Below are 20,290 nucleotides of genomic sequence, written 5' to 3' on the forward strand. Positions count from 1 at the left end.
CTTTAATGAATTTGATGAAATAAAAAACACGTCAAACCGTCGCGGGCGGATCAGGTGCCCACGACTTTGACAGATGTATTGGGTGCCACGCTGACCGTGCCCAGCTTGGCGATGTGGTTTTCCACCACGTCCCAGATCTGCGGCCCTTCGGTGCCTTCGTTGACCGATGCCCAGCCTGCCACAACATAGGACTTCGCCGGATCGATCGCCTCGCCGGTTTTCAGCAAGGTCATATCGGTGATCCGCTGGCCCTGCGGTTTGGTGATATCAATGCGGTAGCCCATGCCACCGATGCGCACCATGTCACCGCCCTGCTGGTAATAGGGATCGGGGTTGAACAGGTTGTCGCCGACATCTTCCAGAATGACATGGATGAATTCGCCCGTCATTTCGGTACGGTATGCCTTGCCGTAGGTCATCGACGTGACATTCCAGATATCTTCACGGGTGATATCCTGCCCCGGCAGGATCGACGGACCCCAGCGCACACCGGGGGACATTGCGATATCGGCATCACGTTCCGATATCAGCGCATCACAGATCAGATCATCCCAGGTGCCGTTGAAATTGCCGCGACGGTAGAGCAGCGATTCCGACTGCCCGATGACCTGTTCCAGTTCGGCCTTGTAGGGCGCGCGCTGTTCGTCAATCAGGCTGGTGATCACGGGATCGGGCGCGATCACATCGGAAAAGATCGGGATCAGCTTGTGGCGAAAGCCCATCATCTGCCCGTCGCGCACATCCAGATCAACGCGACTGACAAATTTGCCGTTGCTGCCCGACGCAATGATGATGGTATCCCCGACCAGCACAGGTTCGGGCAATGCATCATGGGTATGGCCTGACAGGATCACATCTATTCCGCTGACGCGGCCTGCCATCTTCTTGTCGACGTCAAAGCCGTTATGGGACAGGCATACTACAAGTTCCGCGCCCATATCGCGCACTTCGTCCACCATCGCCTGCATGTTCTCGTCGCGGATGCCGAAACTGTATTCGGGGAACATCCAGCCCGGATTGGCGATCGGCATATAGGGAAACGCCTGCCCGATCACAGCGATCTTGACGCCGCCGCGTTCAAAAAACTTGTACGGCTTGAAGAGTTCTGACGGTTCATCCCATTCCGCATCAAAAATGTTCTGTCCCAGCGCGGCAAAAGGCAAGCCGTCCACAATTTCCTGCACACGCGCCGAGCCGAGTGTGAATTCCCAATGGAATGTCATGGCGTCCGGTTTCAACGCATTCATCACGTTGACCATGTCCTGCCCTTCGGTCTGATAGCAGGTGTAGCTGCCGTGCCATGTATCACCGCCATCCAGCAGCAGCGCGTCGGGGCGCGCGGCACGGATCGAATTGATCACTGTTGATACACGATCCAGCCCGCCAACACGGCCATAGGCCTGCGCCAGCGACGTGAAATCATTGTATGTCAGCGCATAGGCAGAGGGGCTGCCATCGTCTATTCCGTAGAGTTTGCGGAAATCCGCGCCGGTGACGTGGGGCACTTCGCCCTTGTTCGGGCCAACGCCGATATTGACCTCGGGTTCGCGAAAATAGATCGGTTTCAGTTGCGCGTGAATGTCCGTCACGTGGATCAGCGACACGTTGCCGAAGGTGTCGAATTCCAGCAGTTGATCCTGTGTCAGGGATTGCTGCGCCGCCAGACGGGCCCAGTTTCCAAAACCGGACGCCCCCACAAGGGCCGATGCGGCCATTCCAACTTGCAAAAAATCACGGCGAGAAATCATGGGCAACAGGCTCCGTCAGGTGGGTTTTGAATTCAGATATCCTGTCCCCTCCCGCTGATGCGGAAGGGGCATTTATGTTTCAGGCTTTTATTTCAATCAGTTACGAACTGACGGCCCTTCGACCGACAAACCGTTGCCGCGGCTTGCAACGTAAAGCTCCAAGGCCACAAATTCAGGGCTGCCGGGCTTGAACGTTTCGGCGCGGGTGTCACGGACACACCCCTTAAAACGCGCGTGCGATGTGTTCAGCTTTGCGTTTTTCAGGCGGTACACCGGAAATCCGTTGATCTGGCCCTGGCTCAGGTGATCTGCGCGGATCATGTTGCCATAGTTTTCTTCGTGGCAATTCGCACAGGACAGTTCAAGCTGGCCAAAGCGGGTATAGTACATTTCCTTGCCCGCTTCCCATGTCGACTGCACCGGACCGTCGATTGCAACATTCACCGGCATGCCGCGCGATTGAACGCTGATCAGCGCCTCCATGTTGGCCATGTCGCCACCATCATACTTCCACTTTTCCGCACCCATCTGGTTTTCGCGGCAATCATTGATCTGATGCGCAATGGTGCGCACCTCGCCCGCAGTTTCATTCCATTTCGGATAGACAGCGCGCACACCCTTCATGCTGGTTTCCACGTCTTCGTGGCAACTTGCGCAGGATTTGCCTTCGCTGCCTTCAACGGCATTCCACTGGTCCAGACCAAGATCGACAAACACCATGCCCGGATTGTCGAAATCATCCATCTGCAATACCTGGGTTTCGTCAGTCCGGAACACCCAGCCGGAATAGATCTCCGACAGGTTTTCAGCATGCTCCGGCGCGGCGGTTTGCGTGACCATTTCGATCTCGCCGTTCACGACCAGTTTGGCGTTCTCGTCGGCAAACGCCAGTGTCGACGTTCCTGCCAGCAGTGCGATTGCCGCTGTTATTGGTTTTAATGTCATCGCGTATCCTCCCTTAAATGCGTCCCTGTGACATCGGCCCGCAAGGCCGCGCACAGGGAGCATCCTGAATTGTTGGGCAACCGGGCGATTACCCGATGGCAATCGCTTTTGCGTCTTCGTAGACCGATCCGTCATCGTCATACCAAGTGAATTTGAATTCACCGGCCTCCGGCACAGTGGCCGAAAATTCGATATAGGGGTTGGTCGAAATCGCCGGTTCCAGCGTCACGTCAATGACGTTCTGGCCATTGAAGTCACAGGTAAAGCGGTTGATGATCGAACGCGGGATCACATTGCCTTCCTTGTCCTTGCGCTGACCGCTTTCCATCTGGTGCGAAATCAGGGTCTTGATCTGGACCGCTTCGCCGGCTGCCGCTGTTTTCGGGACTTTGACGCGGGGTTTTACACCTTCTGCCATGTTCGTATCTCCTTATCTCTCGGGTTAGCCGCCGCAGCCGCCAATTGTGACTTTTACCGTGGACGAAGCCCGCTTGAAGCTGCCGTCGCTCATCTTGGCGATCGCCACGACATCCTGCGTGCCTGCCAGACGGATACGGGTGCTGGCGGCCTGCGCGCCGGCCAGCGGGCCGAACTTGAAGGTGGCCACGGGGGGCGTCGGGTTGCCTAGCGCCAGAACCATGATCGCCTCGGCGCCTTCAGCGCTGACTTCGATCGGAACGGTGTTGCCATTTTCAGCGATTTCCGGCGCGGTCAGCGTGACGCCACCATCCGTTACCTCGGCCCCGCCGGTGAATGCCGCAATCAGGTCATCTGCCGCAGCGTTGGCGCGGTATGGCATGATTGTCAGCGCGACAGCGCCAAGTCCCAATGCCAGTGTTTCGCGTCGTGAGAGATTCATATCTCGTCTCCTTAATCTCGGGTTTGCGTTGCGCCTGTATGAAAGGCGCTGTTATTCCTTCAGTGTCATCAGAAAGGCGACCACATCTTCCACGTCCTGTGCCGACAGGATCGGTTCGATCGAGGTGGCTGCGTCGCCGGTATAGCCATCGCCGGGGCGGATAAATCCGCTGGTCTTGTAGAACGCGGGCATTACGCTGCCGTCAAATGTCATCTTGGCATTGGCCACGATGCCGCGCAGTTCCGCTTCGCTCCAACGGTCTGCGGCACCATCAAGCGGTGGCCCGACTTCGCCGTGAAACGGCGCATCTTTCAACGCGGTGACTTCGTGGCAGGCAATGCAATTGCCCAACCCGCGGTTCGTCATGACCGAACGTCCGTTTTCCGCATCTCCTGCGGCCCCGCTAAGCGATGCTGCAACGGCACCGTCGTCATAGGACACATCGCCCGGTGCAATGCCTTCTGCGGCAGATACGGCCCCTGCTGCTGCAATGCAGGCCGCAAATGTCAAAGATGAAAACCTCATAGTTCCTCCCTTGGCTGTCTCTTCTGGATGGCTGTGACAGCAATGTGTATACCGTAGGCTACCGGACGTTCAGGATGCAACAACAAATTCATTGATGTGAATGAATGAGTATTTTTGTCGCGTCTCGCGCCCGTTCAATCGGTGCTTCCATCGCTGCGTTCCTGAATGCGGCGAGCGTGGTAGCGCTGAAAATCTTCATCACCATCAAGGGCATAGCGTTTTTCGTTCACCCAGGTGAACATATCCAGCGTGGTTCCTGCCGAAAAGGCACCGGGCATGACTGCGACCGCGGCTTGCTTGGCGGATACACCGTCTGCAACCTCTTCGTCGATGAACATGATGGTCGGGGTAAACAGAATCCCCCATTTGCGCGCCATGTCGCTTTCCGGCAGCGTCTCGCCGTCGAAATCCGTCACTTCGATGTCGCCATGCAGGTTTAACTGAACGACAAAGTAATTGTCTTCAATGTAGGAAGACACGTCTTCGCGGGGGAACACCTCTTTGTGCATCTTGGCACAATAGCTGCAACCGCGCTGTTCAAAGAACAGGACCAGCCGTTTGCCTTCGGCATTCGCCTCTTCCAGATCTTCGCGCAGATCTTTGAACGTGTCGCGCATCCACGGGGTTTTGTGCAGGCCGTCATCGCCCAGTTCGGCAGCCCCGAGCGGAAGGGCCATGATCAGGGCGATAGCGCCCGCAAGCAGATGTTTCATTTCTTCCTCCTTTTGGTGTCGCCTTATCCAAGCGTGCTGAAAGACGGGAACCAACGGATCATCGCGTCGGCGATGACCGTCACGCTATTGGTCATTATCAGAATGGCAAAGACGATCAGCATGACGCCCATTGCCTTTTCGACATATGGCATGAAGCGGCGGTTGCGCTGGACCCATGCCAGAAACGGTTTCGCGAACAGGGCCGCGATGACAAACGGTGCGGTCATCGACAGGCCATAGACCAGCAACAGCAATCCGCCGCGCCAGATATCGCCCATGCCGCTGGCGATCATCAGGATCGATGCAAGGGCCGGACCAACACAGGGGGTCCAACCAAAACCAAAGGCCAGCCCCATCAGATAGGCGCCGATGACCGTGCTGGGGGCGGCGCTGCTTTCCAGTTTTGCTTCGCGGTAAAGAAACGGCACTTTTACGATGCCCAGAAAATGCAGGCCGAACACGATCAGAATGGCGGCGGCGACATAGGTCAGTTGATCCAGATAGGCACCAAAAGCCTGCCCCAGTGCGGTCGCGCCCATGCCGAGCAAGACAAAGATGGTGCTAACGCCAAGCGCGAAAAACAACGACGAGACAAACAAACGCCGCTGTGCGCCTGTGGCGATTGCGCCGTCTTCGCGCAATTCGCTGACCGACAGACCACCCATATAGGACAGATAGAACGGAACCATCGGCAAAATGCAGGGCGTAAAGAAACTCAGCAGCCCTGCCAGCATTGCCCCGGCAAATGTAATATCGAACATGGTTCCCTTTCACGCTGACACTGTTCAGCTTGATCTATTCACATATTCAAATTATGTATTATAAAACGCAATCGCTATTTGGCCGCATCATGAAAATTCTTCAAACCACGCTGTGTATCGCGATTTTGATGATCGCTGCGGGGGCTGTTCGGGCGTTTGAACTGGTCATGGTCGAACAACCCGGATGCCATTGGTGTCAGGCCTGGAACGAAGAGATTGCGCCCGCCTATCCGAACACGCCGGAAGGCCAGTTTGCGCCATTGCGCCGCGTTGATCTGCGGGCAAAACCTGATGATCTGACCTATGCGCGCCGCGTGACGTTCACACCGACGTTCGTACTGATCAAGGACGGGCAGGAAGTGGCACGGATCGAAGGATATCCCGGCGAAAACTTTTTCTGGCCGCTGCTGGACGACATGTTGCGCGCCCATACAAATTATACAGGAGAGACAGGATCATGAAAAAATTTATGGCTTTTGCCGCCGCACTGTTCTGCGCCACCCCCGCCTTCGCGGATGATAACAACGCCTTTGTGGAATTTCAGGTTCTGAAGCCCGAAGTGGCGGCAGAAATGGCCGATGCCGCCATGCTGGCCTGCCGCGCCATGGGATATCAGGTTGGCGTTACGGTGGTTGACCGCTTCGGGTTGCCGCAGGTCTTTGTACGTGACCGCTTTGCCGGAGCACATGTTTATGAAACATCACGGCGCAAGGCATGGACCGCCGTGTCGTTCCGCACAGGTACAACCGAACTGGCCGTCACGACGCAAGCGGGCGAAATTTCATCCGGCATTCGCCACCTCACCGAAGCGTTACCTTTGGGTGGCGGCCTTGTCGTATATGAAGGTGGCGGTTCCATGGTGGCTGGTATAGGAGTTTCCGGCGCACCCGGCCCTGATCTTGACGATGAATGTGCACAGGCCGGAATAGACGCGATTGAAGACCAGATTGCGTTCTAGGGCGCAGCGACAGAGGACAAAGGAATAATCGCCATGGGGTTGCCTGAATTCAGCGCCGACATTTCCGATGAAGAAATGGACCAGATGGTCGAAAACGCAACCAATGCGTCCAATTTCCTGAAGGCGATCAGCCACGAAGGCCGCCTTATGATCCTGTGCCATCTGGTGTCGGGCGAAAAATCCGTGACCGAGCTGGAAGATTTGCTGTCAGCGCGCCAAGCGGCCGTATCCCAGCAATTATCGCGTCTGCGGCTGGAGGGTCTGGTGATCCCCCGCCGGGACGGAAAGACGATTTTTTACCGCCTCGCAGATGACCGGCCTCGCAAAATTCTGGAAGTGGTGTACGAATTGTTCTGCGCCACGGACTAGAAAAGTCCCAGCACCGGACCTGGGGGAGGGTTGCGGCGATGTTTGAACTTTTGTCAGAACCTCAATGGATGGCTGCAGTCGGGCTTTTGGGTGGCGTGCTGCTGGGTCTTGCCGCGCGGCTGGGCCGGTTTTGCACCTTGGGCGCGATCGAAGACATGCTCTATGGAGGGTCGGATGTGCGCATGCGCATGTGGCTGCTGGCCATCGGGGTCGCGATCACCGGCAGCTTTGCCCTGATGGGCTCCGGGTGGCTGATCGGTACCGACACGTTTTATTTGTCGATCCAGTGGATGCCGATGGCTTCGGTCGTCGGGGGTTTGATGTTCGGTTATGGCATGGCCCTGTCGGGAAATTGCGGCTTTGGCGCCATTGCCCGGCTGGGCGGCGGCGATCTGCGGTCTTTCGTGATCGTGCTTGTCATGGGCATTTCGACCTATGTGGTTCTGGCGGGGCCACTGGCCCCGTTGCGCGACTGGATGTTTCACCAGACACCTGTTGTGGGCAGCACTCCTCCTGGAATTGCGCACGCGCTGGCGGGGTTGTCCGGCCTGTCCGTAACGGGTATCGGGATCACCATCGGCCTGTGCCTGTGCGCCGGTGCGCTGATGTCACAGACGTTTCGGGCGGCCCCCTCTTCGATAATCTGGGCCGCCATTGTCGGGCTGGCGATCATCATCGGGTGGGCCGGCACCGCATGGGTTGCAGCCAACGGGTTTGAGGCCAATCAGGTTGTGTCGCATTCCTATTCCGCGCCGCTGGGTGAAACCATCCTATATGCGATGACGGGCGGCACACGCACGATTTCGTTTGCGGTGGGGTCCGTGGCCGGGGTGTGGATCGGCGCGTTCATCGGTTCCCTGATCAAGGGCCATTTCAGATGGGAGGCCTGCGATGACCCGCGCGAATTGCGCCGCCAGATCATCGGTGCGGCCATTATGGGGGCCGGTGCCGTCATCGCGATGGGATGCACCGTTGGTCAGGGCCTTTCGGCGTTCAGCGTGCTTGCCTTTGGCGCGCCGGTGACCATGATTGCGATCATTGCCGGTGCCGCACTGGGACTGCGCCAGCTGATCACGGGCTTTTCTCTGGCAGAATAATATCGGTGTTACAAACGCGTCACCGCCCTGTCATTTGTCACAGTCAGAATGCTGGCAATTCCATACGGTCCGATCTGCCGGACCGCCAGCCAGCAAAAGGTGCCTTATGAGCCGTAAATCCATTATCGACGATCCCCAGCACGGAAACAAAGCCGAAGCCTTTGAAGCATTTGACGATATCCCGACAAACCCCAATCTGACCCGCACCATTGGCGACGTGATCAATGCAAGGTACGGCCGCCGCGACATGCTCAAGGGGATATTGGGTGTGTCGGCGACGACCGCCCTGTTCGGAACATCTGCGATAATCGCCTCGAAACAGGCATCCGCCATGTCCGGCAAAGGCCGCTACAACTTTGACGAACTGACATGGGGCAATGACGAAACACATCACATTGCCGCAGGGTATGATGCCGATGTTCTGTTGCGCTGGGGCGACCCGATTACAGCCGATGCGCCCGATTTCGACCCGATGAATCAGACGGTCGAGGCGCAGTTGAAACAGTTCGGATATAACAACGACTATGTCGGATATACCGAACTGGAACCGGGGCGCGGGTTGTTGTGCGTCAATCACGAATATACCAATGAAGAGGTGATGTTCCCCGGTCTTGGCCGCCAGGACAAACAGGATTTTGCCGGTATGACCAAGGAACTGGTGGATATCGAAATGGCCGCGCATGGCGGCACAATTGTCGAGATTGCGAAAGACGCAGCCGGAAAATGGAGCGTCGTGCGCGACGGAAAGATGAACCGGCGTATCACCCCGCTGAACACGGAAATGACGGTTTCAGGGCCTGCCGCGGGCCACGAACGTATGAAAACCACTGCCGACCCGGATGGCATGACGATCATCGGCACCCTGAACAATTGCGCCGGCGGCATGACACCTTGGGGCACCTACCTGATGGCCGAGGAAAATTTCCACGGTTATTTCTGGACCGAAACGCGTGACGCCGAAGGCAAGCCCGACCTGTCCGCCCAACCGCAGGCGGCGTCGATGAAACGCTACGGTGTGCCCGGCATGTGGTACGCGTGGGGCAAATATTACGACCGCTTTGACATCGACAAGGATCCCAACGAGGCAAACCGTTTTGGCTGGATTGTCGAGGTTGATCCGCGCAATCCGGATGCGCGCCCTGTCAAACACACAGCCCTTGGCCGGTTCCGCCATGAAGGCGCGGAAACCACCGTATCCAAGGACGGGCATCTGGTGATCTATACCGGCGACGACAACCGGTTCGATTACCAGTACAAATACGTTTCTGCCGGAACGGTGGGGGATGACGCGGCCGCCAATTCCGCGCTGCTGTCGGATGGCACATTATATGCCGCGCGGTTTGACGAAGACGGCACGATCACGTGGTTGCCGCTGGTGCATGGCACCGGCCCGTTGACGGCAGAAAACGGCTTTAACGATCAGGGTGACGTGATGATTGATGCGCGTCTGGCCGCAGATCTGCTGGGCGCCACGCCGATGGACCGCCCCGAAGATGCACAGCCGCGCGGCGATGGCACCGCCTATATCATGCTGACCAACAATACCCGGCGCACGGCCGAACAGGTCAACGCCGCCAACCCGCGCGCAGAAAGCAGTTTTGGCCACATCATCGAAATCAAGGAAGCCAACGGAGATCATGCGGCCACTACGGGCACGTGGTCGATCCTGGTCAAATGCGGTGATCCATCGATTGCCGAGGTGGGTGCACAATGGAACCCTGAAACATCTGCAAACGGCTGGTTCGGATCCCCCGACAACTGCGCCTTTGACGCGGACGGGCGGCTTTGGATTTCGACAGATCAGGGATCAAGCTGGGGCAAGACCATGAAGTCTGACGGGCTTTACAGCCTTGAGACCGAAGGCGCCTTGCGCGGCCATTCCAAACTGTTCTTCCGCTGCCCCGTTGGCGGCGAACTGTGCGGCCCGTACTTTAGCGACGACAGCGAAACCCTGTTTCTGGCCGTCCAGCATCCGGGCACGGACGGAACCAAGGATTTCAAGGGGTTCGAGAGGGATTCGACCTTTGAAGATCCGGCGACGCGCTGGCCCGACTTTGCGGACGGCATGCCGCCGCGCCCGTCGGTTCTGGTGGTGACCAAACAGGGTGGCGGCAAGATCGCCATTTAAAGAGGTGTGTTGGTGGCGAGTGTGTAAAGGGGCTCCGGTTCGCCGGGGCCCCGTTTTTATGTGCGCTGTAGACGCGATCAATCCGATGCTGGCAAAACCGGCTATTGTACCCCGGTCGCGGTAACAAAGCACCTTCCGGCAGTTCCCCGGAAAAACAAGCCATACCCACGCCGCACCGTGTCCTTTTTTAATTGACATGCCCCTGCGCCGCTATCAGCCTGCGCATTCTACCCGTTAGTGGGTATTCACAAAATCGGGCATACCCGATACTGCATAATCTGGTAAACATATTTTACCAAAGACCCCCTGGGGGAGTCCAACTAGTCTGGGAGGACACCATGAAATACCATCTTTATACCGCGACAGCTGTTGCCGCCCTATCGGTTGCAAATGTTGCATCGGCGCAAGAGGTCATCGAAATGACGTCGTCGTTCGGGAAAAACCTGCCGATCCTGGGCACCGCCGGCGTTGATTTTGTCGAAAAGATAAACAGCATTTCCGAAGGCGTGGAATTCGAACATTTCGATCCGGGCGAACTGGTTCCGACACTGGAAGCGCTTGATGCCGTATCAAACGGATCGGTTGACGCATCTTACGCGACATCCGGCTACTGGCAGGGCAAAATCACCGCTGCGTCGCTGTTTGCCGCCGTTCCGTTCGGCCCCGAAGCGGGCGAATTCCTGGCGTGGATGCTGTATGATGACGGCCACACACTGTTCCAGCGCATGTATGACGAAGCAGGCTATAACGTCCACGTCATGCCCTGCGGTATCATCGCACCGGAAACATCCGGTTGGTTCAAAAACGAAATCAACTCGATCTCGGATCTGGAAGGGTTGAACATGCGCTTTTTCGGCCTTGGTGCCGAAGTGATGCAGCGTCTGGGCGTATCCACGTCACTGCTGGCGGCGGGCGATATCTTCCCCGCGCTGGAGCGTGGCGCGATTGATGCGACAGAATTCTCGATGCCGCTGATCGATGCGCGTCTGGGCTTTCACAACATCGCGAAATACAACTACTTCCCCGGCTGGCACCAGCCCGCAACGATGTTTGAACTGCTGGTGAACAAAGACGTCTGGGATGGTCTGGACGAACGCAGCCAGAAACAGATCGAAGTGGCCTGCCTTGCCAACATCACGACCAACTATGCCGAAGGCGAAGCCAAGAACTATGCCGCGATGATCGACAACGCCGAAAACAACGGCGTGAACATCAAGGTCTGGGATGCTGAAATCCTGGCGACATTCGAAGCGACATGGAACGAAGTGGCCGCCGAACTGGCTGCCGAAGATGCCTATTTCGCAGAAGTCTGGGCCGATCTTCAGGAATTCCGTGCGGGTTACAAAACATGGGGTGACACCATCTATCTGCCGCGTCCGCGCAACTGATAGACGCATCATCTGACAGATGCCGGGGCGTTCGAAAAACGCCCCGGCACACCCGACACCGATGGATTTGAAACCGGTGTCTTTTCGAATGTGAGGGGCAGGACCATGAAGACGACAGACGAGATTATTGCGATCTCGGACCCGGGAGAGGTTGGGCGTGAAAACCACAACCGCGGGGACAGGTTTATTGTTGTGATTTCAAATGTGTTTGCGTGGTTATTCCCGTTTCTGATGATCGCCATCTGCTCGCAGGTTGTGCTGCGTTATATCGGCATGAACCAGGCTTGGCTGGATGATTTCCAGTGGTGGCTGTATGGCGCGGCGGTTCTGATCGGCATCGGATATGCCGTGACCACAAATAGCCATGTGCGCGTCGATATCCTTTATGACCGTTTCCCGATCGAAAAGAAAACGCGGATCGAAATCTTTGCCCTTGCGTGGCTGTTCCTGCCCTTCATCATCCTGTGCTGGGACGTGACGCTGAGCTATGCCATCTCCTCCGTTACGGCGTGGGAAGGATCAGACAGCCCGAACGGATTGCACAATCTGTGGATCCTCAAGGTGTTCATGAACTTGAGCTTTATCTTTATAGGTATCGCAACATGGGCGGCTTATGTGCGCAATCTTTCGATCATGACGCGGCCCGTTTTGTGGAAACAGCTGCTGTTCGCCTTTCCGTCGACGATGTTCCTGATCAATCTTGTGGTCTATTATGTGCTGTGGTGGGGCGTTTACCTGACCAGTCCGGCAGACACCACAACGCGCGAGGTCGGGCGACACGCGATTTTTGATGAAGTCGAAATTGGCGCCTACGACATCAAATACACCATCATTATCACGCTGGTCCTGACGATTGCCGTGATCGCTGCTGTGCGGGTCTTTGACCGCTCTGCGCGCAGCCAAGGGTAGGACCACGCATATGTTTAGCTTTATCGGGCAGTTTCTGACCCTGAACGAGATTGCCGTGATGGCGATGTTCGGCACGTTTATCTGGATGTTGTTTCGCGGCATTCCGGTGGCCATGTCGCTTGTCGGGGTCAGCCTTGTCTTTGTGTTGATCGCCGAATTCTTCCTTGATCCGTTCCGCGGTACGTTCCGCGACATCATCGAATTCGATCGCACCGGCATCGAATACCAGAAATTGCAGGCCCTGTCGGGGCGTCTGTTTGGCAATATCGTCAAGAACCCGGTTCTGGTGGCATTGCCGATGTTCATCTTCATGGGCCTGATGCTGGATCAGTCCGGCGTGGCGCAACGGATGATGCATTCCATGCAGAAACTGTTTGGCAGTCTGCGCGGCGGCCTGTCGCTGACCGTGTTGCTGATCGGGATCATTCTGGCCGCATCAACCGGCGTGATCGGGGCGTCTGTCACCCTGTTGGGTGTGATGGCCCTGCCCGCGATGATGGCACAGAATTATTCCAAACCGATTGCCACCGGCACCATCGCAAGTGCCGGCACATTGGGTATCCTGATCCCGCCATCGATCATGCTGGTGATCATGTCGGACCAGCTGGCGATTTCCTTGGGCGATCTGTTCATGGGCGCGTTGTTTCCCGGCCTGATCCTGGGCGCGCTCTATATCATATTCATCATTATTTACGGGCTGATACGCCCGTCTGCGATGCCGCCGCCCGAACAAACCGAAGCGGTCGGCTGGCCGGTGATCAAAGAGGTGTTGCTGGCCGTTGTGCCACCGATGTTCCTGATCCTGCTGGTTCTGGGATCAATCTTTGCAGGCATCGCCACCCCCACCGAAGCGTCCGGTCTGGGCGCGCTGGGGGCCACCATTCTGGCAGCCACCAACCGCAAGCTGAACTACACCGTTCTGAAAGAAGTCAGCCGGTCGACCCTGAACACATCGGGCTACATCGTCGGTATCTTTCTGGCGGCCAACTTCTTTGCCTTTGTGCTGCGCCGCTATGGCGGAGACGAGATTGTGCAGCACATGGTTCTGTCGGCCTTTGACGATCCTTACATGACCGTTGTTTTCATCCTGTTCATCGTGTTCCTGCTGGGCTTCCTGCTGGACTGGATCGAAATCACCATCATCATCATGCCGCTGATGTTGCCAATCATTCTGGGCCTTGAACTGGCCATCCCGGGCTTTGATCAGGTGCGTGATCCGTCTGTTGTCTGGTTCGCGATCCTTGTGGCGGTGACGCTGCAAACCTCGTTCCTGACGCCACCGGTGGGTTTTGCACTGTTTTACCTCAAAGGCGTGTGCCCGCCGCAAATCTCGCTTAGCCATATCTACAAGGGCATCATTCCCTTTGTCGGATTGCAATTGCTGGGCCTGTTCATCGTGTTCGAGTTTCCACAACTCGTGACGTGGCTGCCATCGGTCGCTTACGGAGACTAAAAAGAAACCCCGCCGGAAACGGCGGGGTTTTTCTTTGGTTACGGGTACTGGCGCACTTTTGCCCGCCTAGAACATCGCAACGTCAATCTGTGCCGCGTTCAATTCGCGTTTGACGGCGGTGGCGATCTCCACCGCTTCCGGCGTGTCGCCATGCAGGCAGATCGTATCGATCCGCGTGGCGATATGTTTGCCGGATTCTGCGATGATTGCGCCTTTCTGTACCATGTTAACGATGCGTTTGGCGGCATAATCCGCATCATGGATCATCGCGCCGGGAAGGGAGCGGTCGACCAGCGTCGCATCGTCATTATAGGCGCGGTCGGCGAATATTTCAGCGGCATAGGGACAGCCCAGATCGCGCACCACGTCTTCCATCGCGGTGGTCGCCAGCACCATTATGACGATATCGGGTGCCACATCCAGCGCCGCCGTATAACAGGCGCGCGCCAGATCGGCATCGACTGACGCCATGTTAGACAAGGCACCATGCAGTTTCAGATGCCGCACCTGCCCGCCGGCGGCACGTGCCATCGCCTGCGCGGCCCCGATCTGGTATTGCACCAGATGTGCAACCTCAGCATGAGACAGATGCAGCTTGCGCCGCCCGAAACCCTGCAGATCAGCGAAACCGGGATGCGCGCCGATACCCACGCCGTTTTTAACCGCCAGCGCCATCGTTTGCGCCATTACATCAGGATCACCGGCGTGAAACCCGCATGCGATATTGGCAGAGCTGACAATATCCAGAAGGGCCGCGTCATTGCCCATCTTCCACGGACCAAAGCTTTCGCCCATATCGGCATTCAGATCGACAGATTGGCTCATTTCGGGTCCTCTTGCGTAGAAATCGGGTCATGTCCGGCGGTGACGCCGCTGATCAGTTGATAAGATAGCAGATCGGCAATGTCATGGGGATCGCGCACCAGCGGGCGGACCTGATGCGCCAGTCCGGCGGTGGCTTTTTGATCTGCCGCATAGGCCGCCAGCGCTGTTTCCATATCGATCAGCTCAAAGCGCAGCTTGGTGCCGGGGCTGGCCTGTGCCACACGCGGCAGATCACAGGGAATAACGGTGCCGATGCGGGGATAACCCCCCGTGGTCTGGCATTCCGCCAGCAGGATATAGGGTGCGCCATCACCGGTGATCTGGATATCCCCCGGTACGATCATTTCGGATACGATTTTCAACCCGGCAGATACGGTGAACGGTTCGGCATCTGCTGACAAACGTACCCCCTGCCGATTGCCGCGCGCATCGCGCTGAAAGGTGATCTGCTGGAACCGGTCCAGTTCGGCGCGGGCGAATTCTCCAGTCTGAACACTTGCCACCATACGCAAGGCGCCGCCTGAACAGCGGTCGGCCACATCCAGAACATTCCCCGTCCGGTCAGGGTGCGGATCACGACCCACAGGCAGCGTATCACCGGACGCGACAGCCTTGCCAATGCCTGCGCCAAGATGTGTGGCGCGGCTGCCCAGCAAGCTGGGCGTGTCCAGCCCCCCGCCCAGATGCAGATAGCCATACACACCGCATTTCGCCGCACCGATGCGCAGGGTCTGGCCCGGATGCAATGTATAGCTGGCGTTCATCAGGATCGGTGCGCCATCAATCGCCAGTTGCATGCGCGCCCCTGTCACCGCAAAACGCAAGGGCGCGCTTGCGGTAAAAGCCCCGCCATAACCGCCCAGTTCCAACGCCGCCAAAGCCTCTGACTGGCCCAAAAGGGCTGCACCTTCGAACAGGGCCAGACGATCCGCCGCGCCGCCCTGCGACAGGCCTTCGACCAGAAAGCCGGGGCGGCCCAGATCCTGTATCAGAACCGCGGGTCCGGCCTCGATCACGTTCAGATACACGCTCATGTGACCTCCGTGATGCGGGCCCCGCCATCGCCGGTTTCATCTTTGGCGCGGATCGCAGTCATCGTGGCCTGATCCACCGGATCGAATGTCACCTGATCGCCGGGACGCAGGGCAAAGGGCTGGTCCTGTTCCGGGCGAAAACAGCGAAAGGCGGTTTGTCCGATATGGCGCCAGCCTGTCGGTGCATCGGCGGCAAAAATGATCAGCTGCCGGATCGCCACGACCAGCGCGCCTTCGGGCACCTTGGCCGTCAGGCCGGTCTGGCGCGGAATGTCCCAATTGGGCGTCAGGCTGCCCATATAGGGCTGACCCGGCGCAAAACCGATGGTCAACACCTGAACGGTTTGCGCGGCCAGATCGTCAATCGCCGCCGCCCCGTCCAGCCCCGCCAGCGCCGCCGCCTCTTCCAGTTGCGGCCCTTCTTCAGCACCAAACACACAGGGAATGTGAAAATGCCGCCGCCCCGTGGGCAAGGGCGCGCTGTACCAGTCCTGTTCACCCAGCAGGGATTGCAGTTTTTGCTCCAGCGTTTCGTGTTTCAGATGCAGCGGATCAAAGCGCACGAACACCGACACCAGCGCGGTTGAGGTTTCTTCGACACCGTCCCACCCCTCGCGCTCAAGGCGCGCGCGCAGGGCAAGTGCCGCGCGGTTGGCGGCCTCGCTCATCCCGGCGCCGAATTGCACCAGCATGGCGGTCACACCAAGGCTGGCAATCCGCGGATAGCCGGTGTCGGGCTTATGGCGCGTGTCTGACATAAAACCTCCTGAGCAGTATGGGCGTCAGGTACATTGGCAACTGGTAGCAGCCGATAAAGATCAGCAGCGGGTCCGTGATATCAGACGGCAGGGCCACAAGAAACAGCGCCACATTGCGGTTGCCCGCGATTATGGCGACCGGCACCCGCGCGACTGTATCCGCCAGAACGGTATGGGCCAGCATCTGCATCCCGAAGTTCAGCGCAAAGGCAAGAGCCAGCCAACCGGCCAGCACAGACGGCGCACCACGGAGCGCCGGACCCAGCGCCGACATCAGCCCGACAACGATCACCGCCAGCATGATCACCGTCAATCCGTCGATTGCGGCAATCACCTGGGCGCGCGGCGCGCGAAAAAACGCCCGCCGCACGGCAAAACCGGCCCCGACAGATCCCGCGATCACCGCCATCAGCCACGCCGAAGCCGCAAATGCCGCGCCCGCATTGCCCAGCACCGGCAACAGCCAGAACACCGGCAGAACCGTCAGTGGAAAGGCGGCCGTACCCAACACCAGAAGGCGCAGGGCCGGGGCCGGATCATGGCCCAGCAAAATCGTAAAATTCGGGCTGCCGGTGATCGGGGGGGCAGACAAGGCCAGCACCACAACCAGCGCAACGGGCGTTGCCGCCAGACCAAACAGCCAGAATGCGCCAAAGGCCAGCACCGGCAGGATCACCTGATAGATCAGGACAATTCTTGCGCTTTGCCCCAACGCCCCGATCGATCCGATGGCCTGGCGTGCGCCGATCCGCAGTGCTGTCAGGAACAGCAACAGGCCGATCATTTCGGGCAGCCACGGGCGCAACATCAGCGCCACGTCAGGCAGCAACACCCCCGCGACCAACCCCAGCACAAGGCCAATCCGGCCATGGCGGGCAATATGACCCAGCATTGCAATCATGCCCTGTCTGCCCGCGTGCTACCCGTTCGGACCGGCACGCAGATTATCGGGCAGCCAAGTTGCAATCTCGGGAAAGGCGATCAGCACGAACACCATCAGTACCATGATCAGGAACATCGGGATCGCCGCCTTGGCGATAAAGCTCATCTCGTGTTCGGTCATGCCCTGCAGCACGAACAGATTGAACCCGATGGGCGGCGTGATCTGCGCCATTTCCACCACGACGACAATAAAGATGCCGAACCAGATCAGATCGATCCCCGCCTCGCGCACCATGGGTTCGACCACGGCCATCGTCAGCACGACCGATGAAATGCCATCCAGAAAACAGCCCAGAATGATGTAGAACACCAGCAAAACCATCAGCAATTCAAATCGCGTCAATTCCAGCGTGGCAATCAGATCAGCCAAGCCGCGCGGCAGACCGGTGAACCCCATCGACAGCGACAAAAACGCGGCCCCTGCAAGGATCAGGGCAATCATCGCGCTGGTGCGGGTGGCCCCCATCAGGCTTTCGGTGAAGGTGCGCCACGACAGCGATCCCTGCCCCGCCGCCAGCAGCAGCGATCCGATGACACCGAACGCGGCCGCTTCGGTCGCGGTGGCGATGCCCAGATACATCGACCCGATCACAACAGTGATCAGCAGGATCACCGGAATCAGGAACCGGGAATTGGATACTTTCTGCGCAAAGGTCATCTTGGGTTCCACCGCCGGATTCCAGCGTTTGGACACGGTCGCATAGATCGCCACATAGGCCATGAACATCGACGCCAGAAACAACCCCGGCAGGATACCGGCAAAGAACAGTTTGGTGATGCTTTCATTGATGGTGACACCGTAGACGATCAGCGTCAGCGATGGCGGGATCATCAGGCCAAGTGTGGCCGCACCGGCCAATGTGCCAATCACCATGGTTTCGGGATATTCCCGTTTGCGCAATTCGGGGATCGACATTTTGCCGACCGTGGTCAGCGTGGCTGCCGATGATCCCGATACGGCGGCAAATACGGTACAGCCAACGATATTGGTGTGCACCAGCCCGCCGGGCAGGCGCGCCAGCCACGGGCTAAGGCCGCGAAACATGTCTTCGGACAATCGTGTCCGATAAAGAATTTCGCCCATCCAGATAAACATGGGCAGCGCCGTCAGGGTCCAAGACGAAGATGCCGACCAGATCGTTGTGGCCATCGTATCGCCCACGGGGCGGGTGGTGAACAGTTCCATTCCTACAAAGGCCACCCCCATCAGCGCCAGACCGACCCAGACACCGGACCCCAGCAGAGTGAACAGAACGAAGAGAAACAGAATGATGATATAGGTTTCCTGCATTTCTATTCTCCGTGGCTTTGATCGGCCAGATCACGGACAATGCCGTGTTTGCCGGTGAAAATCAGTTGCAACAGGTGATCGGTCAGCGCGATCGCGAGAATGATCGCGCCGATCAGCATCGGCATTTGCGGTATCCACAAGGGCGTCGCATCCTGGCCCTGGCTGACATCGTTGAATTTGATCGCAAAGCCGATCAGGCGCCAAGAGTAATAGGCGACATACCACGCCACCGCCGTGCCGATGGTGAAACACCAGATTTCAAGAATACGGTTCGCCCGCGGTCCGACCACGTTCAACAGGATGGACACGCGGATATGCGACCCCTTGTTCAGCGCGCTGGCAAAGGCCAGAAAGGACGCCGCTGCCATCGCATAACCGGCATAATCAGGCGCGCCCGGAAACACTTCTCCGGTCCAGCGGGCCAGCATCTGCACCACGATCAACAGCAGAATGGCCACCAGACTACAGGCTGCCAGAACGCCGGACAGCGCATATAGGAAATCAAGCGTGCGTCGCAGCCCGCGCATGAATGTCATTGGAATGTCCCCCGAGGTTCAAGCATTTGGGGCGGTCCCTTTGGAACCGCCCGCTTTTGGTTTTCTTCTTAGTTGTTGAAGGCATCGACGATGGCCTGCCCATCCTCGCCCGCCGCCTCAAGCCATTCGGCTGTCATGGTTTTGCCGATTTCCTTCAATTCGTTGACAAGGGTTTCCCCCGCCGGACCAACTGTCATGCCCCCTTCGGCCAGACCGTCCATGGTGAATTGTGTGTAGGCCTTGGACGCTTCCAGACCTTCGGCTGTCGCCGTTGCCGCGCATTCGGTGATGACGGCCTTGTTGGCGTCACTGACACCGGCCCAGGCATCGTTGTTCACCATGACGTGGTTATAGGGAAGCCAGGCGTCGACCTCGTAGAAGTGCGTCAGGCTTTCCCAGACCTTGCGGTCATAGCCCGTCGCCCCGGATGAGATCATCGATTCCGCAACGCCGGTTGCAAAAGCCTGCGAAATTTCGGCGGCTTCGATGGTCACGGGCAACATGCCTGTCAGTTCGGCCAGACGCGCGGTGGCGTTGTTGTAGGAGCGGAACTTGATACCTTCCATATCGGCAACAGAATTGACCTCTTTCTTGAAATAGAGCCCCTGTGGCGGCCATGGCACGGAATAGAGAATGGTCAGGTTCTGATCGGCCAGAATTTTGTCAAGCGCCGGTTTCGCGGCATCGTAAAGTTTGCCTGACGCATCAAATGACGTGGCAAGGAACGGCACGCTGTCAAAGCCGAACACGGCGTTTTCGTTCTGGTGGCCCGACAACAGGCGTTCGCCGATCGGAACCTGACCGGTCTGGATCGCGCGTTTGATGTCGGCACCCTTGAACAGGGAACCCGAAGGATGGGTCACGATCTCGATCTCGCCACCGGTGCCGGCGGTGACACATTCTCCGAATTTGGCGGCGTTTTCGGAATGGAAATTGGTTGCTGAATAGGCCAGCGGCATGTCCCATGTTTCGGCCATCGCGGCAGTGGCTGTCAGCGCTGAGGCTGCCATCAACGCGGCTGTTGTTTTCACTGTTTTCATTTGGTCGTTCT

Annotated in this window: 22 protein-coding genes; 8 read left to right on the plus strand and 14 right to left on the minus strand. The window is 57.9% G+C overall.

The features are described 5' to 3' along the window. Nucleotides 1-50: 50 nt before the first annotated feature. The 7 genes from soxB to OLX72_RS18450 form a co-directional block, all read right to left on the minus strand. Nucleotides 51-1,748 carry a thiosulfohydrolase SoxB gene (gene soxB / locus OLX72_RS18420; RefSeq protein WP_114869776.1) on the minus strand — a complete coding sequence of 566 codons (1,698 nt, stop codon included), beginning with the start codon at nucleotides 1,746-1,748 and terminating at the stop codon, nucleotides 51-53. Between the two features lie 96 nt (nucleotides 1,749-1,844). Further along, the gene (gene soxA, locus OLX72_RS18425; RefSeq protein ID WP_433989288.1) at nucleotides 1,845-2,693 is read right to left on the minus strand and encodes a sulfur oxidation c-type cytochrome SoxA; all 849 of its coding nucleotides are present in this window, start codon (nucleotides 2,691-2,693) and stop codon (nucleotides 1,845-1,847) included. A gap of 88 nt (nucleotides 2,694-2,781) precedes the next feature. After that, a complete protein-coding gene (gene soxZ, locus OLX72_RS18430) occupies nucleotides 2,782-3,111 on the minus strand; it encodes a thiosulfate oxidation carrier complex protein SoxZ (RefSeq protein WP_114869774.1) in 330 nt (109 codons plus the stop codon). Nucleotides 3,112-3,135: 24 nt separating this feature from the next. Then, the gene (gene soxY / locus OLX72_RS18435; RefSeq protein ID WP_114869773.1) at nucleotides 3,136-3,552 is read right to left on the minus strand and encodes a thiosulfate oxidation carrier protein SoxY; all 417 of its coding nucleotides are present in this window, start codon (nucleotides 3,550-3,552) and stop codon (nucleotides 3,136-3,138) included. A gap of 51 nt (nucleotides 3,553-3,603) precedes the next feature. Continuing rightward, entirely contained in the window at nucleotides 3,604-4,077 is a 474-nt protein-coding gene (soxX, locus tag OLX72_RS18440; protein WP_114869772.1) for a sulfur oxidation c-type cytochrome SoxX, read from the minus strand. A gap of 134 nt (nucleotides 4,078-4,211) precedes the next feature. Next, complete coding sequence (locus tag OLX72_RS18445) at nucleotides 4,212-4,790, minus strand: thioredoxin family protein (RefSeq protein ID WP_114869771.1); 579 nt, start codon at nucleotides 4,788-4,790, stop codon at nucleotides 4,212-4,214. Nucleotides 4,791-4,813: 23 nt separating this feature from the next. Next, nucleotides 4,814-5,551: a cytochrome c biogenesis CcdA family protein gene (locus OLX72_RS18450; RefSeq protein ID WP_433989289.1), complete on the minus strand. Its 738-nt coding sequence runs from the start codon at nucleotides 5,549-5,551 to the stop codon at nucleotides 4,814-4,816. A gap of 89 nt (nucleotides 5,552-5,640) precedes the next feature. Here OLX72_RS18450 and OLX72_RS18455 point away from each other — a divergent pair, with 89 nt between their 5' ends. The 8 genes from OLX72_RS18455 to OLX72_RS18490 all read left to right on the plus strand — a co-directional run bounded on the left by OLX72_RS18455 (nucleotide 5,641) and on the right by OLX72_RS18490 (nucleotide 13,853). After that, nucleotides 5,641-6,012: a hypothetical protein gene (locus OLX72_RS18455; protein WP_205389189.1), complete on the plus strand. Its 372-nt coding sequence runs from the start codon at nucleotides 5,641-5,643 to the stop codon at nucleotides 6,010-6,012. After that, nucleotides 6,009-6,509, plus strand: a complete 501-nt coding sequence (locus OLX72_RS18460; RefSeq protein WP_114869769.1) for a GlcG/HbpS family heme-binding protein — start codon at nucleotides 6,009-6,011, stop codon at nucleotides 6,507-6,509. Before OLX72_RS18455 ends, OLX72_RS18460 begins: the two co-directional genes overlap by 4 nt. Nucleotides 6,510-6,542: 33 nt before the next feature. Next, the gene (locus OLX72_RS18465; RefSeq protein WP_114869768.1) at nucleotides 6,543-6,878 is read left to right on the plus strand and encodes an ArsR/SmtB family transcription factor; all 336 of its coding nucleotides are present in this window, start codon (nucleotides 6,543-6,545) and stop codon (nucleotides 6,876-6,878) included. Between the two features lie 38 nt (nucleotides 6,879-6,916). Then, complete coding sequence (locus tag OLX72_RS18470) at nucleotides 6,917-7,975, plus strand: YeeE/YedE family protein (RefSeq protein WP_433989290.1); 1,059 nt, start codon at nucleotides 6,917-6,919, stop codon at nucleotides 7,973-7,975. 106 nt (nucleotides 7,976-8,081) lie between these two features. Beyond that, on the plus strand, nucleotides 8,082-10,103 hold the full coding sequence (locus OLX72_RS18475) for a PhoX family protein (RefSeq protein ID WP_433989291.1): 2,022 nt from the start codon (nucleotides 8,082-8,084) through the stop codon (nucleotides 10,101-10,103). Nucleotides 10,104-10,441: 338 nt separating this feature from the next. After that, nucleotides 10,442-11,491, plus strand: coding sequence for a TRAP transporter substrate-binding protein (locus OLX72_RS18480; protein WP_114869765.1), 1,050 nt, complete (start codon nucleotides 10,442-10,444; stop codon nucleotides 11,489-11,491). A gap of 105 nt (nucleotides 11,492-11,596) precedes the next feature. Then, entirely contained in the window at nucleotides 11,597-12,400 is an 804-nt protein-coding gene (locus OLX72_RS18485; RefSeq protein ID WP_114869764.1) for a TRAP transporter small permease subunit, read from the plus strand. Nucleotides 12,401-12,410: 10 nt separating this feature from the next. Further along, nucleotides 12,411-13,853: a TRAP transporter large permease gene (locus OLX72_RS18490; protein ID WP_114869763.1), complete on the plus strand. Its 1,443-nt coding sequence runs from the start codon at nucleotides 12,411-12,413 to the stop codon at nucleotides 13,851-13,853. Between the two features lie 66 nt (nucleotides 13,854-13,919). Here the strand turns inward: OLX72_RS18490 and OLX72_RS18495 are convergent, their stop codons facing one another. The 7 genes from OLX72_RS18495 to OLX72_RS18525 all read right to left on the minus strand — a co-directional run bounded on the left by OLX72_RS18495 (nucleotide 13,920) and on the right by OLX72_RS18525 (nucleotide 20,279). After that, the gene (locus OLX72_RS18495) at nucleotides 13,920-14,678 is read right to left on the minus strand and encodes a LamB/YcsF family protein (protein WP_114869762.1); all 759 of its coding nucleotides are present in this window, start codon (nucleotides 14,676-14,678) and stop codon (nucleotides 13,920-13,922) included. Then, the gene (locus OLX72_RS18500; protein ID WP_433989292.1) at nucleotides 14,675-15,712 is read right to left on the minus strand and encodes a biotin-dependent carboxyltransferase family protein; all 1,038 of its coding nucleotides are present in this window, start codon (nucleotides 15,710-15,712) and stop codon (nucleotides 14,675-14,677) included. Before OLX72_RS18500 ends, OLX72_RS18495 begins: the two co-directional genes overlap by 4 nt. Next, a complete protein-coding gene (locus tag OLX72_RS18505; protein ID WP_114869760.1) occupies nucleotides 15,709-16,470 on the minus strand; it encodes a 5-oxoprolinase subunit B family protein in 762 nt (253 codons plus the stop codon). The genes OLX72_RS18500 and OLX72_RS18505 overlap by 4 nt, the downstream gene beginning before the upstream one ends. Then, complete coding sequence (locus OLX72_RS18510) at nucleotides 16,451-17,371, minus strand: hypothetical protein (protein ID WP_114869759.1); 921 nt, start codon at nucleotides 17,369-17,371, stop codon at nucleotides 16,451-16,453. Before OLX72_RS18510 ends, OLX72_RS18505 begins: the two co-directional genes overlap by 20 nt. An 18-nt stretch (nucleotides 17,372-17,389) precedes the next feature. Then, nucleotides 17,390-18,703 carry a TRAP transporter large permease gene (locus OLX72_RS18515; RefSeq protein ID WP_114869758.1) on the minus strand — a complete coding sequence of 438 codons (1,314 nt, stop codon included), beginning with the start codon at nucleotides 18,701-18,703 and terminating at the stop codon, nucleotides 17,390-17,392. A gap of 2 nt (nucleotides 18,704-18,705) precedes the next feature. Continuing rightward, entirely contained in the window at nucleotides 18,706-19,230 is a 525-nt protein-coding gene (locus OLX72_RS18520; RefSeq protein WP_114872193.1) for a TRAP transporter small permease, read from the minus strand. A gap of 77 nt (nucleotides 19,231-19,307) precedes the next feature. Next, nucleotides 19,308-20,279 (minus strand): TRAP transporter substrate-binding protein, encoded by a 972-nt coding sequence (locus tag OLX72_RS18525; protein WP_114872192.1) that lies wholly within the window; start codon nucleotides 20,277-20,279, stop codon nucleotides 19,308-19,310. Between the last annotated feature and the right edge of the window lie 11 nt (nucleotides 20,280-20,290).

Origin of the sequence: Sulfitobacter sp. TBRI5 (assembly GCF_051013555.1) — a bacterium.
Lineage (GTDB): Bacteria > Pseudomonadota > Alphaproteobacteria > Rhodobacterales > Rhodobacteraceae > JL08.